At 69.6% G+C, this 15,166-nt stretch carries 16 protein-coding genes; 7 read left to right on the top strand and 9 right to left on the bottom strand.

Translation table 11 applies throughout. The features are described 5' to 3' along the window. Positions 1–456 precede the first annotated feature (456 nt). Positions 457–1,107 carry a DNA-3-methyladenine glycosylase gene (locus ACIRR9_RS39635; RefSeq protein ID WP_384568855.1) on the bottom strand — a complete coding sequence of 217 codons (651 nt, stop codon included), beginning with the start codon at positions 1,105–1,107 and terminating at the stop codon, positions 457–459. A gap of 136 nt (positions 1,108–1,243) precedes the next feature. Here ACIRR9_RS39635 and ACIRR9_RS39630 point away from each other — a divergent pair, with 136 nt between their 5' ends. The 3 genes from ACIRR9_RS39630 (at position 1,244) to ACIRR9_RS39620 (ending at position 3,287) form a co-directional block, all read left to right on the top strand. Further along, positions 1,244–2,026, top strand: coding sequence for a sporulation protein (locus ACIRR9_RS39630; protein ID WP_403762556.1), 783 nt, complete (start codon positions 1,244–1,246; stop codon positions 2,024–2,026). Positions 2,027–2,070: 44 nt separating this feature from the next. After that, positions 2,071–2,610 carry a YbhB/YbcL family Raf kinase inhibitor-like protein gene (locus tag ACIRR9_RS39625; protein ID WP_384568861.1) on the top strand — a complete coding sequence of 180 codons (540 nt, stop codon included), beginning with the start codon at positions 2,071–2,073 and terminating at the stop codon, positions 2,608–2,610. 167 nt (positions 2,611–2,777) lie between these two features. Continuing rightward, positions 2,778–3,287 carry an HNH endonuclease gene (locus ACIRR9_RS39620; RefSeq protein ID WP_123978204.1) on the top strand — a complete coding sequence of 170 codons (510 nt, stop codon included), beginning with the start codon at positions 2,778–2,780 and terminating at the stop codon, positions 3,285–3,287. Between the two features lie 110 nt (positions 3,288–3,397). Here ACIRR9_RS39620 and ACIRR9_RS39615 read toward each other — a convergent pair whose 3' ends face one another. The 3 genes from ACIRR9_RS39615 to ACIRR9_RS39605 form a co-directional block, all read right to left on the bottom strand. Next, positions 3,398–4,345 (bottom strand): SPFH domain-containing protein, encoded by a 948-nt coding sequence (locus ACIRR9_RS39615; protein WP_403762552.1) that lies wholly within the window; start codon positions 4,343–4,345, stop codon positions 3,398–3,400. A 130-nt stretch (positions 4,346–4,475) separates the two neighbouring features. Continuing rightward, on the bottom strand, positions 4,476–4,907 hold the full coding sequence (locus tag ACIRR9_RS39610; RefSeq protein WP_123978202.1) for an NfeD family protein: 432 nt from the start codon (positions 4,905–4,907) through the stop codon (positions 4,476–4,478). 61 nt (positions 4,908–4,968) lie between these two features. Further along, positions 4,969–5,760 carry an ABC transporter ATP-binding protein gene (locus tag ACIRR9_RS39605; RefSeq protein ID WP_365337196.1) on the bottom strand — a complete coding sequence of 264 codons (792 nt, stop codon included), beginning with the start codon at positions 5,758–5,760 and terminating at the stop codon, positions 4,969–4,971. A 150-nt stretch (positions 5,761–5,910) separates the two neighbouring features. Between ACIRR9_RS39605 and ACIRR9_RS39600 the strand changes: the two genes are divergently transcribed. Continuing rightward, positions 5,911–6,696, top strand: a complete 786-nt coding sequence (locus ACIRR9_RS39600) for a hypothetical protein (protein WP_403762548.1) — start codon at positions 5,911–5,913, stop codon at positions 6,694–6,696. Between the two features lie 39 nt (positions 6,697–6,735). Here ACIRR9_RS39600 and ACIRR9_RS39595 read toward each other — a convergent pair whose 3' ends face one another. From ACIRR9_RS39595 to ACIRR9_RS39580, 4 genes are all read right to left on the bottom strand, one after another. After that, on the bottom strand, positions 6,736–6,975 hold the full coding sequence (locus tag ACIRR9_RS39595; RefSeq protein WP_403762545.1) for a chaplin: 240 nt from the start codon (positions 6,973–6,975) through the stop codon (positions 6,736–6,738). A 236-nt stretch (positions 6,976–7,211) separates the two neighbouring features. Next, the gene (locus ACIRR9_RS39590; protein ID WP_123982172.1) at positions 7,212–7,460 is read right to left on the bottom strand and encodes a chaplin; all 249 of its coding nucleotides are present in this window, start codon (positions 7,458–7,460) and stop codon (positions 7,212–7,214) included. A gap of 169 nt (positions 7,461–7,629) precedes the next feature. Continuing rightward, positions 7,630–8,271 (bottom strand): response regulator, encoded by a 642-nt coding sequence (locus ACIRR9_RS39585; protein ID WP_403762543.1) that lies wholly within the window; start codon positions 8,269–8,271, stop codon positions 7,630–7,632. Continuing rightward, positions 8,264–9,409, bottom strand: a complete 1,146-nt coding sequence (locus tag ACIRR9_RS39580; RefSeq protein WP_403762540.1) for a GAF domain-containing sensor histidine kinase — start codon at positions 9,407–9,409, stop codon at positions 8,264–8,266. The genes ACIRR9_RS39585 and ACIRR9_RS39580 overlap by 8 nt, the downstream gene beginning before the upstream one ends. Before the next feature lie 225 nt (positions 9,410–9,634). Here ACIRR9_RS39580 and ACIRR9_RS39575 point away from each other — a divergent pair, with 225 nt between their 5' ends. From ACIRR9_RS39575 to ACIRR9_RS39565, 3 genes are all read left to right on the top strand, one after another. After that, on the top strand, positions 9,635–10,330 hold the full coding sequence (locus ACIRR9_RS39575) for an SDR family NAD(P)-dependent oxidoreductase (protein ID WP_403762537.1): 696 nt from the start codon (positions 9,635–9,637) through the stop codon (positions 10,328–10,330). Beyond that, positions 10,327–11,460, top strand: coding sequence for an S-adenosylmethionine:tRNA ribosyltransferase-isomerase (locus ACIRR9_RS39570; protein ID WP_403762534.1), 1,134 nt, complete (start codon positions 10,327–10,329; stop codon positions 11,458–11,460). Before ACIRR9_RS39575 ends, ACIRR9_RS39570 begins: the two co-directional genes overlap by 4 nt. 296 nt (positions 11,461–11,756) lie before the next feature. Further along, positions 11,757–12,488 (top strand): transglycosylase SLT domain-containing protein, encoded by a 732-nt coding sequence (locus ACIRR9_RS39565; RefSeq protein ID WP_403762531.1) that lies wholly within the window; start codon positions 11,757–11,759, stop codon positions 12,486–12,488. Between the two features lie 89 nt (positions 12,489–12,577). Here the strand turns inward: ACIRR9_RS39565 and ACIRR9_RS39560 are convergent, their stop codons facing one another. Continuing rightward, the gene (locus tag ACIRR9_RS39560; RefSeq protein WP_403762528.1) at positions 12,578–15,112 is read right to left on the bottom strand and encodes an FHA domain-containing protein; all 2,535 of its coding nucleotides are present in this window, start codon (positions 15,110–15,112) and stop codon (positions 12,578–12,580) included. Between the last annotated feature and the right edge of the window lie 54 nt (positions 15,113–15,166).

The raw sequence follows: 15,166 nt of genomic DNA, 5'->3' as shown, positions 1-15,166 counted from the left end.
GCGTTGATTTTTGGCACGCTGTTGAGTTCTCAAGGAACGGTCGCTTCCTTTGTACTCACCCTCTCGGGCTTTCCTCCGGGCTTCCCTTCGGTGTTTCCGACTCTATCAGATCTTTTTCCGATCCGATTTCCTCGGTGCTTTCCAGGTTCCCGCTTTCGCGTTTCCCCTTCCGGCGGTCCCGACTCTATCAGATCCTTTCGGCGTCCGATTCCCGGTCGGCGGGTTGTCGTAAGGCTTTCCGGCTTTCGCCCGTCGGCCTTTCGACATTCACTACGCTAGCCGATTCCCGTCGAGACTCATAATCGAACTCCGCGAGTTCGAATTCGAGCATGCGGGCATGACGAATTCGACCCCGTCAGGGGAAGCCGTAGGTAGTGGATGGCCACTTCCGGCTGCTGGCGATTGCCATACCCGGTTCAGCGGCTCGGGCTACATTACGCACCTTCCAGGGACGCGTCAACTTGAGCGGCGCCGGGGTACATGGGCTCGATAGGGGCTCACCGTCGGGTCGTTCGCCACCCAGAAGCGCCACGGATGAACGTCACCGTCGCCCCCCTCCCCGGCGACTCCGGTGCGCGGACCGTTCCGTACCTGGTCGGAGGGTGCGGGGGTGCCGGTCAGTATCCGCAGCGGGGTCTCGCCGGAGGCACACGCGTCCGTGCCGTCCAGGGCGCGGTCGACGCCCAGGGCGGTGGCCAGGCGGGCCGGGCCTTTGGCCAGTTCTCTGTCATATCGGGCCGAAAGTCGACGTTTGCGTGCGAGCTCGGCGCCCTCGACGATCTCGCCGGCGCGGAGCAGCACCGCGCTCGCCCGGCCCTCCGGGCCGCAGACGAGGTTCATGCAGAACCACATGCCGTAGGTGAAGTAGACGTACACATGTCCGGGCGGACCGAACATCACCTCGTTACGGAGGGTCCGTCCACGGTAGGCGTGCGAGCCGGGGTCGTTCGGGCCGTCGTACGCCTCCACCTCTGTGAGGCGCACGGCGATCGGACCGTCCGGGGTGGTGCGGACGAGGACGCGGCCGAGGAGGTCGGGGGCGACCTCCAGTACAGGGCGGTCGAAGAAGTCCCTGGGAAGTGGCTTGCGGTCCGGGCGCGCGATCATGGCGTCCGAGCCTAGTCCAGGCCAGGGGATGCCAAGGGCTGGTCAAGGAATCGTCTGCTTGCCAGGGTGTGGACCGGAACCGGTCGTGACCGGATCGCGTTTGTAGGGATCAAAGGTCCGTAAGCAAAGGAGAGTCATGGGCTTCAAGAAGCTGCTCGCGAGCCTGGGTGCGGGCGGGGCGTCCGTGGAGACGGTGCTCACCGAGGTCAATGTCGTACCCGGTGGCGTCGTCCAGGGCGAGGTACGGATCCAGGGCGGCTCGGTGAACCAGGAGATCCAGGGTCTGACCGTGGGTCTGCAGGCGCGCGTCGAGGTCGAGAGCGGCGACCAGGAGTACAAGCAGAACATCGACTTCGCCAAGCTGCGGCTCGGTGGTGCCTTCGAGCTTCAGGCGGGGGCGGTGCACACGGTGCCGTTCGGGCTGGAGATCCCGTGGGAGACGCCCGTCACGATGATCGACGGGCAGGCGCTGCGCGGGATGCACATCGGGGTGACGACCGAGCTGGAGATCGCGCGGGCCGTGGACTCCGGGGATCTGGACCCGATCAACGTGCATCCGCTGCCGGCGCAGAAGGCGATCCTGGACGCCTTCATCCGGCTGGGGTTCCGTTTCAAGAACGCGGACCTGGAGAAGGGGCACATCCGGGGGACGCGGCAGACGCTGCCGTTCTACCAGGAGGTCGAGTTCCACCCGCCGTCGCAGTACCGGGGGCTGAACCAGGTCGAGCTGAGCTTCGTGGCGGACGGGCACGGCATGGACGTCATCCTCGAAATGGACAAGAAGCCGGGGCTGTTCAGCGAGGGCAGTGACACCTTCCGGTCGTTCCAGGTGGGTCTGCACGACTTCCACGGGACCGACTGGGCGGCTTATCTCAACCAGTGGCTGTCCGAGGTCGGCAGCAAGCGCAACTGGTTCTAGGCTCGGGACTGCTGATTTCCGGTAATCGATCAGGAGGTACCGAGGTGACCGAGCTGAAGCGGCGGCCTCTCCCCCATGACTTCCACCCGCCCGTCCCGTCGTTCACGGTGACGAGCGAGGACATCGAGGAAGGGGCGACGCTCAAGGACGCTCAGGTCTACGCGAAGGGCAACACCTCGCCGCAGCTGCGGTGGGAGGGCTTCCCGGCCGGGACCAAGAGCTTCGCCGTGACCTGTTACGACCCGGACGCCCCGACGGGCAGCGGGTTCTGGCACTGGTCCGTGTTCGACATCCCGGCCTCGGTGACCGAGCTGCCGGCGGGCGCGGGCAGTGGCAAGTTCGAGGGGCTGCCCGAGGGTGCGGTGCAGGTGCGCAACGACTACGGGTCGAAGGACTTCGGCGGTGCCGCGCCGCCGCCCGGGGACGGGCCGCACCGGTACGTCTTCACGGTGTACGCGGTGGACCAGGAGAAGCTCGGTCCGGACGCCGATGTCTCGCCCGCCGTCGTCGGGTTCAACCTGCGGTTCCACGCGATCGCGCGTGCGCAGTTGATCGGCGAGTACGAGAACCCCGAACAAGGCTGACGCACCGCGCGAAATCAGTCGAGCGTTCATTGAACGTTTGCCCGCCTCTGGTCTTGGAAGTGATCAGGGGCGGGCAGTTTTTATTGCGTTGTCCATCTCGGCGCGCCCGTCCAGAGTTGATCCAAGCCCGCCGGCGGTGGGCACGGTGCACAAAGGAGGTGGGCTGGATGCGTGACACGCTGGTGCTGAACGCGAGCTTCGAGCCGCTGTCCACGGTGACGTTGAACCGCGCTGTCGTCCTGGTGCTCCAGGACAAGGCCGTCGTCGAGCAGGCCCACCCCGAACTGCGCATGCGCGGTGCGGATGTGGACATACCCGCGCCCCGGGTGATCAGGCTCTGCAGGTATGTACGGGTGCCGTTCCGGAGACAGGCGCCCTGGTCGCGGCGGGGGGTGCTGGTCAGGGACCGGCACCGGTGCGCGTACTGCGGGCGGCGGGCGACGACCGTGGACCACGTGGTGCCGCGGGCGCAGGGTGGGACCGACTCGTGGCTGAACACGGTCGCTTCGTGCGCGGAGGACAACCACCGCAAGGCTGACCGGACGCCGGAGGAGGCGGGGATGCCGTTGCTTCGGCAGCCGTTCGAGCCTACGCCGCGGGATGCGATGTTGTTGGCTTTGGGGGCCGAGGACTACGCGGCGTTGCCTGAGTGGTTGGCGGGGGATGTGGCTGCCTAGGCGTCTGCCTGGCCGAGGTTGTCGGGCGAGTACAGGTTGTTCGTGGCTGATCGCGCAGTTCCCCGCGCCCCCAAGAAGGTGGGCGCGGGGAACCTTCGTTTGAAGGCACCCTAGTCGATGTTCGGCTTCTCTCGGCGTTCCTGGGCGGGGATGTTGTTGTTGCCGCTGTTGGAACCGCCGCCCAGGGAGCCGAAGTTCCCCATCGCGCCCGACAGGCCCTTGAGGGCGTCGCCGATTTCGCTGGGGACGATCCAGAGCTTGTTGGCGTCGCCTTCGGCGATCTTCGGGAGCATCTGGAGGTACTGGTAGCTGAGGAGCTTCTGGTCGGGGTCGCCGGCGTGGATCGCCTCGAAGACCGTGCGGACCGCCTGGGCCTCGCCCTCGGCGCGCAGGGCGGCCGCCTTGGCCTCACCCTCGGCGCGCAGGATCTGGGACTGCTTCTCGCCCTCCGCGGTGAGGATGGCGGCCTGGCGCGTACCTTCAGCGGTGAGGATCGCGGCGCGCTTGTCACGGTCGGCGCGCATCTGCTTCTCCATCGAGTCCTGGATGGAGGTCGGCGGCTCGATCGCCTTGAGCTCGACGCGGTTGACCCGGATGCCCCACTTGCCGGTGGCCTCGTCGAGGACGCCGCGCAGGGCCGCGTTGATCTCCTCGCGGGAGGTCAGGGTGCGCTCCAGGTCCATGCCGCCGATGATGTTGCGGAGCGTGGTGACCGTCAGCTGCTCGATGGCCTGGATGTAGCTGGCGACCTCGTAGGTGGCCGCACGGGCGTCGGTGACCTGGTAGTAGATGACCGTGTCGATGTTGACGACCAGGTTGTCCTGGGTGATCACCGGCTGGGGCGGGAACGGGACGACCTGTTCACGCAGGTCGATGCGGTTGCGGATGGTGTCTATGAACGGGACCACGATGTTGAGTCCGGCGTTCAGTGTCCGCGTGTAGCGGCCGAAGCGCTCGACGATGGCGGCGCTCGCCTGTGGGATGACTTGGATCGTCTTGATCAAGGCGATGAAGACCAACACCACCAGAATGACCAGGACGATGATGACCGGTTCCATCGTCGCTCCCCGTACCCTTCTCCGCCTCGGCGCTTCGGCAGATCTTATGGTTGTTGAAGATCTTGCTGGATGAGTCTGACAGACGCACGCGCAACTCGGGGACTCTTCTGTTCAGTTGAGTCTTACGAGGTCAGATGACGATCGCCGTGGCCCCCTCGATCTCCACGACATCCACTTCCTGGCCCACTTCGTAGGCGCGGTCCGGGTGGAGGGAGCGCGCCGACCAGATCTCGCCGGCGAGCTTGATCCGTCCGTCCGCACCGTCGACGCGTTCGAGTACGACCGCTTGTTTGCCCTTCAACGCATCGACGCCGGTGGCGAGTTGGGGGCGTTGGAGAGCGTGCCGGTTCGCGATGGGCCGTACCACGGCGATCAGGGCGACCGATACGACGACGAAGACGAGTACTTGGAGCACGACGCCCGCGCCGAGTCCGGCGGTGCCGGCGGCGACCACGGCGCCGGCCGCGAACATGCCGAACTCCGGCATCGCGGTCACCACGAGCGGGATGCCGAGTGCCGCCGCGACGACGAGCCACCACACCCATGCGTCGATGTTGTTCACATCGTCATGGTAGGGCCGGGGGTGCCGACCCCGACAGGGTGCTTTACCGGGCCAAGGCCCGTCAGGACAGGGGCAGTCCGTGGGCGGTCCAGCGGTCGCCGAGCTGCTCGACGACGAGCGGGAGGCCGAAGCAGAGAGAGAGGTTGCGGGAGGTGAGTTCGAGCTCCAGCGGGCCGGCGGCGAGGACCTTGCCCTGGCGGATCATCAGGACGTGGGTGAAGCCGGGGGCGATCTCCTCGACATGGTGGGTGACCATGATCATGGAGGGGGCGATCGGGTCGCGGGCGAGGCGGCCGAGGCGGCGGACCAGGTCCTCCCGGCCGCCGAGGTCGAGGCCGGCGGCGGGCTCGTCCAGGAGGAGCAGTTCGGGGTCGGTCATCAGGGCGCGGGCGATCAGGGTGCGCTTGCGCTCGCCCTCGGAGAGGGTGCCGAAGCGACGGTCGACGTACTCGGTCATGCCGAGGCGGTCGAGGAAGGCGCGGGCACGCTGCTCGTCGACCTCGTCGTACTCCTCCTGCCAGTGGGCGGTCATGCCGTAGGCGGCGGTGAGCACGGTCTCCAGGACGGTCTGGCGCTTGGGGAGCTTTTCGGCCATGGCGATGCCGGCCATGCCGATGCGGGGGCGCAGGTCGAAGACGTCCACCTTGCCGAGGGTGTCGCCGAGGATGGTGGCGGTGCCCTTGCTGGGGAAGAGGTAGCTGGAGGCGATGTTCAGGAGGGTGGTCTTGCCGGCGCCGTTGGGGCCGAGGATGACCCAGCGCTCGCCCTCCTTCACCGACCAGGAGACCTGGTCCACCAGAGCCCGGCCCTCACGGACCACAGATACGTCCTGAAGCTCCAGAACATCGCTCATGAGCGCGTTGTCTCCCCTTGCAGTGTGGCCGGTCTCGGCTGTCGCGTACGCCTGTGGCTCGGGCGGCGGCGCCGGTGGGCGCAGCCCCTACGAAATCTACGCCACGAGTGCGGCGCTCCATTCCATCGGTCCGGTCCTTAGGGTGGGGGCATGCTCTCGGAACCGCGTTCAGGACGCCTCGCCGCTTGGGGAAATGCCCTATTGGCTGGACTTGTCTCTCCGGATGACGCCGTGCTCGCCATCGTCGGCGAGGACGCCGTGCACCGGGTGGAGGGGTTGCCGGGAGAGTCCGCTCCGGTCGGGCTCACGCTGGCGCTCGGGCGGCTGCGGACGCTGGGGGCGACCGGGCTGCGGGTCGCGCTGCCGGCGCCGGGGCATCCGCTGGGGCTGAGCGGGCCGCCGGAGTTCAACGCGCGGGCCATGGAGGCCGAGGAGGCGGTGATCTGTCACGGCGCCGCGTTCGGGCTCGTACCGGAGGTGTCCGAGGCCGGGCCGACCGGTGATGTGCATGTCGAGGTGGTCTGGCATGTGCTGCCGGTGCGGGAGGCGCCGCCCGCCGATGTGCCGTCGCTCGGCGAGGCCGAGCGGGAGCTGGCGGAGGCGTTGCGGGACGCGACCGAGGTGCTGTCGAAGCTGGACGTGGCCGGGTCGGGGCCGGTGGCCGAGGCGGCGATCGACGCGTACCGGGCGCGGGCCGAGCGGGGCCGGGAGGTGCTGGCGCCGGGGTATCCGCCGCGGGCGGTGCGGGTGCTGGAGCTGGCGCAGCGGGTGGGGCTGCTGATCTCGCTGGCGTACGAGAACGGGCACGGGGCTGCGGTGAGCGCGTCGGAGATGGCGGCGCGGTCGCTGGCGCTGGGCCCGGTGGAGCGGACGGCCCGGCGGGCGCAGGTGGCGGCGTACAACTCCGTGGTGGAGGAGCGCGAGCGGGGGCGTTAGCTGCGCCTGTCGGCGTGGCCCTCGACGGTCCTGCCGGTCCTACGTGTTGACCGACGTGTTGCCGAAGGCCGGGTTCAGCAGGCCGATCACGTTCACGGAGAGGCCGGTGGCGTTGACCGGGACGTTGACCGGGAGCTGGGCCACCAGGCCGGAGCCGACACCCGGGGACTTCACGGCCGCGGCCCCGGCGTCCGCGTCGGCTGCGGCGGAACCTGCGGCGGCGCCCGCGGCGATACCGGCGACCGTCATGGCGACGGCGGCCCTCTTGGCGATGTTCATGGGACGGGTTCCTCCAGCGTGTGCGGGTCCGACCCGGCCGTGGGTCGTGCGCCGGTCAACGCCGGAGGGATCGTGGCGGCACGGGACCGCGGGCCGCACTGCCCGTTCGGATCATTGGGCGTAAAACCCACTGGCCCTATGAACTACTGGGCCTGAAAGTCGCCGACGCGAAAACCCGACCGGCCTTCCAGGAGCGCCCGGAAGGCCGGAGGTGGATGCCGTCGTACGGCGCCGTGTCAGTGGTTGACGCAGACGTTGCCGAACGCGGGGTTCAGTACGCCGACGACGTTCACGCTGTTGCCGCAGACGTTGACCGGGATGTGCACCGGGACCTGGATGACGTTGCCGGAGACGACGCCCGGAGAGCCCTGAGCGCCGCCGGCGGCGTGGGCGCCGCCGGTGTGGGCGGAGGCCATCCCGGCGCCTGCGGCCATGATCCCGCCGGCCACCATCGTCACGGCCGCTGCCTTCTTCAGGTTCTTCACTTCTTGAGCCTCCTTGGCGATCGCCGCGGCGGTCGCCGCAGCACGCACTGAAGAACGGCAGCGGCCGGGAGAGGATGCGCCGTCCGGGTGACATTCCCACGACGGTATGAATCTCAGCCCGGAAGGCGACCCTCCGTGTTGCCGTCGGTGAAGCGTTGCGCAGGACGTTTCAGCCGGTCACGCCATGGCGAACGGCCCACAGGGCTGCCTGGGTGCGGTCGGCGAGGTCGAGTTTCATCAGGATGTTCGAGACGTGTGTCTTGACAGTCTTCTCGGAGAGCACCAGGGCGCGGGCTATCTCGCGGTTGGAGCGGCCGTCGGCGATCAGCCCGAGTACCTCGCGCTCCCGCTCGGTGAGCGAACCGCCTCTGCCCTGACCGGAGTTGGCCTCCTCCTGGGAGAGCAGGGCGCCGGCCACCTCGGGCTGCAGCAGGACGTGCCCGGCGTGCACCGAGCGGATGGCGGTGGCGAGGGCGTCGGGATCGACGTCCTTGTACACGTATCCGGCGGCGCCCGCGCGCAGGGCCGGTACCACCGTGCGCTGTTCGGTGAAGCTGGTGACGATCAGCACGCGCGCGGGGTTGTCGAGCTCGCAGAGCTTGCGCAGCGCCTCCACGCCGTCCATGCCGGGCATCTTGACGTCCATGAGGACGACGTCGGGGCCCAGTTCCTGGGCGCGCTCGACGCCTTCGGCGCCGTCGGCGGCCTCGCCGACGACCTCGATGTCGTCCTGCACCTCCAGGAAGGTGCGCAGGCCCCGGCGGACGACCTGGTGGTCGTCGACCAGCAGCACCCTGATCGCATCAGCCACCGGGGACCTCCATCTCGATCGTGGTGCCCTTGCCGGGCGCCGATTCCACGGTCAGTGTGCCGCCGGCGCCGCTCGCGCGGTCCCGCATGGAGACCAGGCCGAGATGGCGCCCGACGCGGCGGGTGAGGTGCGGGTCGAAGCCGCTGCCGTCGTCCGTGACCCGCAGCACGGCTCCGCCGCCGCGCCGGTTGACGGTCACGTCGACGTGGTCGGCCCCGGAGTGCCGGAGCGCGTTGTGCAGCGCCTCCTGGGCCACCCGGAGCAGGGCCTCCTCCTGGGCGGCGGGCAGGGCGCGGAAGCCGCTGCTGGCGAAGGTCACGCGCGCGGTGTGGGCGCGGTCGAGGACCTGGACCTGGGTGCGCAGGGTGGCGAGCAGACCGTCCTCGTCGAGGGCGGCCGGCCGCAACTCGACCACGGCGGCGCGCAGTTCGTCGGCGGCCTCGGCGGCGAGCACGGCCACCTGCTGCAGCTCGCCCTTGGCGCGGGAGGGGTCGCGGTCGACCAGGGCGGCGGCGGCCTGCGCGGTCAGCCGCAGGGAGAACAGCTTCTGGCTCACCGCGTCGTGCAGCTCGTGGGCGAGCCGGGAGCGTTCCTCGGCGATGGTCAGCTCGCGGCTGCGCTCGTAGAGGCGGGCATTGGTGAGGGCGATGGCCGCGTGCTGGGCGAGGATGGAGAGCAAGTCCTCGTCCTCGGCGGTGAAGCCGCAGCTGCCCTCCGGCTTGGGGCAGTTCTTGTTCGCGAGGAACAGGGCACCGATGATCTCCTCGCCGTCCCGGACCGGCAGGCCCAGGAAGTCGGACATCTCGGGGTGGGCGGACGGCCAGCCCTCGAAGCGGGGGTCCTTGCGGACGTCGGCCAGCCGCTCGACCTTCGCCTCGTGGAGCATCGCGGCGAGGATGCCGTGCTGGCGCGGGAGCGGGCCGATGGCCTTCCACTGGGCGTCGGTGACGCCGTCGACGACGAACTGGGCGAAGCCTCCGTGATCGTCGGGGACCCCGAGTGCGGCGTACTGCGCGTCGAGCAGCTCACGGGCGGAGGCGACGATCGTCTTGAGGACGTCGCGCACCTCCAGATGCCTGCTCATGGCCAGCAGCGCGGAGCTCACCGCGGCGAGGCCGGACCGGGGACCTTGACTCATGCCCTCACGGTACCGGCGGGGTCCGACAACGCGGATCGGGCCGATGGCTGGAGGGCCCGGGCCGGTGGCCGTAGGCCCGGAGACCTAGGGCGCGCGGCCGGACCCGCGGCGTAGGCCGAAGGGCCCCGCCGGATTGCGGCCCGCGTCCGAGGCGGCCGGGACGGGCCCGTTCCTACGGTGAGGGCACCGCCGACGGAGGCGGACGGAGCCGAGGGGACGGTTGTCATGCCGGTAGCGATCATCACGGGGGCCTCGAAGGGGCTGGGGCGGGCGCTGGCCGAGGCGCTGGCCGCGCGCGGCTGGGATCTGGTGCTGGACGCCAGGGGCGCCGGGGCGCTGAAGGAGGCGGTGGAGGCCGTCGCCGGGCACGGGACGCGGGTGGCGGCGCTGCCCGGCGATGTCACGGACGCCGGGCACCGGGCCGAGCTGGTGGCGGCCGCGCGTGGGCTGGGCGGGGCCGACCTGCTGGTGAGCAACGCCAGCGCGCTGGGGGCCGAGCCGCTGGTGCGCCTGGGCGAGCTGCCGCTGGCGGGGCTGCGCCGGGCGCTGGAGGTGAACGTGGTGGCCGCGCTGGGCCTGGTCCAGGAGGCGCTGCCGCTGCTGCGGGAGTCGGCGGCCGGGGCGGTGGTCGCGGTCAGCTCGGACGCGGGCGCCGAGGCGTACGAGACCTGGGGCGGTTACGGCGCCTCCAAGGCGGCCCTGGACCAGCTGGCGGCCGTGCTGGGCGTCGAGGAGCCGGGGCTGCGGGTGTGGGCGGTGGATCCCGGGGACATGGCGACCGGACTGTACGCGGCCGCCGTACCGGACGACGACGGTCCACGGCCGGCGCCGGAGTCCGTCGTACCGGCGTTCCTGCGGCTGCTCGACGAGCGGCCGGCGAGCGGCCGGTACGGGGCGCCCGCGCTGGTGGAGGGGCGATGACGACCGTTCTGCGGGTGCCGGAGGAGCTGTCCGCGCGAGTGCCGGCCGAGCAGCGGGGGCCGGGGCTGGACCGGGATGCCGTACGGCTGCTGGTGTCGCGTGGGACGGCGGTGTCGCACCACGCCTTCGCCGAGCTGCCGCGGCTGCTGCGGGCCGGGGACCTGTTGGTGGTGAACACCTCGCCGACGCTGGCTGCCGCCGTGGACGGGCGTGTCGGGCACGCGCGCGTGGTGGTGCATTTCTCGACGCGCGGGGACGACGGGCGCTGGGTGGTGGAGCTGCGGGAGCCGGACGGGGACGGCACGACACGCGCGCGTGCGGGTGCACGCACGGGAACTGGGGTGCGGCTGCCCGGGGGCGGACGGCTGGTCCTGGAGGAGCCGCTGAGCCGGGCGGGCGAGCGGCTGTGGTGGGCGCGGACCGCGGCGGACGTACGCGGGGTGCTGCGGGAATACGGGCGGCCCATTCGTTACTCCTATACGGAGCGGGACCAGCCGCTGTCCGTCTACCAGACGGTGTTCGCACTGCCTTCGGCGGACGGGGCGGGGAGCGCGGAGATGCCGAGTGCGGCGCGGCCCTTCACCGCGCGGCTGGTGGCGGAGCTGGTGAGCCGGGGTGTGCAGTTCGCGCCGATCACGCTGCACACGGGGGTGTCGTCGGCGGAGGCGCACGAGCCGCCGTACGCGGAGCGGTTCGCCGTGCCGGAGGCGTCGGCTCGGCTGATCAACAACGTGAGAGCAATTCAAGAAGAGCGCGAAGCGCTTCCTTGCAAGGGTGGTGGCGGGCGACGGGCGGGCGGACGGGTGGTCGCCGTGGGGACGACCGCCGTGCGGGCCGTGGAGTCGGCCGCCGGGGCCGATGGAGTGGTGCGGGCGGCCGAGGGATGGACGGAGCTGGTCGTGACGCCCGGTCGCGGGGTGCGGGTGGTGGACGGGCTGCTGACCGGGCTGCACGAGCCGGAGGCCTCGCATCTGCTGATGCTGGAGGCGGTCGCGGGACGGGCCGCGGTCGACCGTGGATACGAGGAGGCGTTGCGCGGGCTCTACCTGTGGCACGAGTTCGGGGACGTACACCTCGTCCTCCCGGAGGAGGAGCCTCACACAGAGCATTGCGCCAGCAACTCCTTGTGAGATTGATGTACGGACGATGTGAGTCCGCACATAGGGTGCACATCACGTACGAACGGACATAGGAGATAAAGGGTCCCCGATTGAACGGGACAGACGACCCAGTCTGTCCCGTTTTGCCCATCCCGGCTCCACTACCCGGGGTCGTAGGTCACACCTTTGCCAGGGCATTTTGCGGCCGCTAAGAATTGCTCTCGTCGCTCAGCACGGCGGGTTCCCCCGCGGTGTTCGTGCCGGAGGAGCTGGTCTCCCCCACGGACAACGAGCGACCTCCGCGCTATTCGAAGAGGTCCACTGCCATGCCCAAGCACGCCCACAGTCCCAGTCCCGCGCTGACCAAGCACCACAAGGTCGCGCTCGCCGGTGTAGCCGCGCTCGGTGCCGCAGCCATCGCCTTCTCCGCTGTGCCCAGCAGCGCCGAGACGATCGTGACCGGCGCGCCCCAGACCGCGGCCAACGTGGCCTACGGCACGCAGCAGATCAAGAACGTCAAGGGCACGGTCACCGACCAGCTCGCGCTCCAGAACGTCAAGGTCGAGGCCATCGCCGCCAAGCAGGCCGTGGCCACGGCGAGCCTCGCCCACGTGGCCCACGTCCAGCACGTCGCGGTCCAGGCGAAGCAGCAGGCCGCCCAGGTGCGTGCCGCCGCACAGACCGCCAACCGGTCCGCCGAGCGCCCGCAGATCCAGCAGGTCGCCGCGACGACCTACGCCAACAACCTCGACGGCTGGATCCGCCAGGCCCTCGACATCATGAAGGCCAAGGGCATCCCGGGCTCCTACAGCGGCCTGCACCGCAACATCATGCGGGAGTCCTCCGGCAACCCGATGGCCATCAACAACTGGGACATCAACGCCATCAACGGCATCCCCTCCAAGGGCCTGCTGCAGGTGATCCCGCCGACCTTCAGCGCGTACCACGTCTCCGGCACGTCCTGGAACATCTACAACCCGGTCGCCAACATCACCGCCGCCGCCAACTACGCGGCCCACCGGTACGGCACGATCGACAACGTCAACAGCGCGTACTGAGGCAGGCGCGGACCTCAGCACCGACATGCCGAAGGGCGGCACCCCACTGCGGGGTGCCGCCCTTCGGCGTCGTACGGACTCCGGATGCGCTACTTGCGCATGACCTCGGGCTCGTGGCGGCGCAGGAAGCGCGCCACCAGGAAGCCGCAGATCACACCGATGACGATCAGCGCGGCCATGTCCATGGTCCAGGCACCGGCCGTGTGGCTCCACAGCGGGTCCTTGCTGGTGGGGTCGTCGGTGTTGGGCGCGATGTTGTTGAAGTCCAGCGTGGCGCCGTCGGCGGCCACCGCCCAGCGGGACGGCATCAGGAACGAGACCTGGTTCACACCGACCGCGCCGTTCAGGTTGAACAGGCAGCCGGTGAACACGACCTGGACGATCGCGAACATCACCAGCAGCGGCATGGTCTTCTCGGAGGTCTTCACCAGCGAGGAGATGACCAGGCCGAACATCATCGAGGTGAAGCCGAGCCCCATGATCGGGATGCACAGCTCGAAGAGGGTGGAGTGGCCGAGGATCACGCCCTGGTCGGGGATCGTGCGGCTGGAGAAGCCGATCAGGCCGACCATCAGGCCCTGCAGCACGGTGATCACACCGAGCACGACCACCTTGGACATCAGGTACGCCGACCGGGACAGGCCGACCGCGCGTTCCCGTTCGTAGATGACCCTTTCCTTGATCAGCTCACGCACGGAGTTCGCGGCACCCGCGAAACAGGCGCCGACCGCGAGGATCAGCAGGACCGTGGTCGCCGTGCCGTTGGGCACGGGGATACCGGTCTTGTGGTTGACCGGGTTCACCAGCAGCGTCTTGTCGCTGTCGATGAGCAGGCTGACCGCGCCGAGCACCGCCGGCAGGATCACCGTCAGCGCCAGGAAGCCCTTGTCGGAGGCGATGACCGACACGTACCGCCGGACGAGGGTCAGCAGCTGCGACCCCCAGCTCTGCGGCTTCTTCGGCTTCATCACCTGCATCGGAGGCATCTGTACGGACTGCGGCGCAATCGCGTCGATGTCCGCGGCGTACATCTGGTAGTGCTGTGAGCCCTTCCAGCGTCCCGCCCAGTCGTAGTCGCGGTAGTTCTCGAAGGCGGAGAAGACATCGGCCCAGGTGTCGTAGCCGAAGAAGTTCAGCGCCTCCTCGGGCGGGCCGAAGTAGGCGACCGCGCCGCCCGGCGCCATCACCAGCAGCTTGTCGCACAGCGCCAGCTCGGCCACCGAGTGGGTGACGACGAGGACGGTGCGGCCGTCGTCGGCGAGGCCCCGCAGCAGCTGCATGACATCGCGGTCCATGCCCGGGTCGAGGCCCGAGGTGGGCTCGTCGAGGAAGATCAGCGACGGCTTGGTGAGCAGCTCCAGGGCCACCGACACCCGCTTGCGCTGGCCGCCGGAGAGGGAGGTGACCTTCTTCTCCTTGTGGATGTCCAGCTTCAGCTCGCGCAGCACCTCGTCTATGCGGGCCTCGCGCTCCTCGCCCGTGGTGTCGGCCGGGAAGCGCAGCTTGGCCGCGTACTTCAGGGCCTTCTTGACGGTCAGCTCCTTGTGCAGGATGTCGTCCTGCGGGACCAGACCGATGCGCTGGCGCAGCTCGGCGAACTGCTTGTACAGGTTGCGGTTGTCGTACAGCACCTCGCCCTCGTTGGCGGGGCGGTAGCCGGTGAGCGCCTTGAGCAGCGTCGACTTGCCGGAGCCGGACGGGCCGATGACCGCGATCACGGACTTCTCCGGGACCCCGAAGGAGACGTCCTTGAGGATCTGCTTGCCGCCGTCGACCGTGACGGTCAGGTGGCGTGCGGAGAAGGAGACCTCACCGGTGTCGACGAACTCCTCCAGCCGGTCGCCGACGATCCGGAAGGTGGAGTGGCCGACGCCGACGATGTCGTTCGCGTCGAGGACCGCCGTGCCGCTCTTGGAGATCGGCTGACCGTTGACGTACGTGCCGTTGTGCGAGCCCAGGTCGCGGATCTCCATACGGCCGTCGGGCGTCGAGTGGAACTCGGCGTGGTGGCGCGAGACCTGCAGGTCGGAGACGACCAGCTCGTTGTCCAGCGCCCGGCCGATCCGCATCACGCGGCCGATGGAGAACTGGTGGAACGTGGTCGGGCTGCGGTCGCCGTAGACCGGCGGCGCCCCCGCGCCACCGCCGGAGGCCATGGCCGGGGCGCCCTGCTGCTGCGGGATCGCCGGCGGGGCCTGCTGCCAGCCCTGTTGGGGAGCCGGCTGCTGCTGTGCGGCCGGCGGCTGGGACCAGCCCGCGCCGCCCGCGCCCTGCGCCGCGAACGGCTGCTGCTGGGGCTGCGGTTGTGCGACGTCGGCCGCGGAGCCTGAGAGGTTCAGGCGCGGTCCGTCGTTCGCGTTGCCGAGGTGCACCGCCGCACCCGGGCCGATCTCCGTCCGCTGCACACGCCGGCTCTCCACGAAGGTGCCGTTGGTGCTGCCATGGTCCTCGATGACCCAACCACGCCCGTCGAAGCTGATCGTGGCGTGCCGCCAGGAGACCCTGGCGTCGTCGAACACGATGTCCCCCTGCGGGTCGCGTCCGAGGGTGTATGACCTGGCCGTATCGAGCGTCCAGGTACGTCCGTTTGATTCCAGTACGAGTTCCGGCACTCCAAGCCCCATGAGTAGTCCCCCGAGTTACCCCCATCACAGGGAGTCTAGGGATGTCGAACATCG

Source organism: Streptomyces sp. NPDC101234, assembly GCF_044767525.1.
Lineage (GTDB): Bacteria > Actinomycetota > Actinomycetes > Streptomycetales > Streptomycetaceae > Streptomyces > Streptomyces sasae.
The sequence above is the reverse complement of the archived record's forward strand: the minus strand, read 5'-3'. Positions and strand labels throughout refer to the sequence as shown.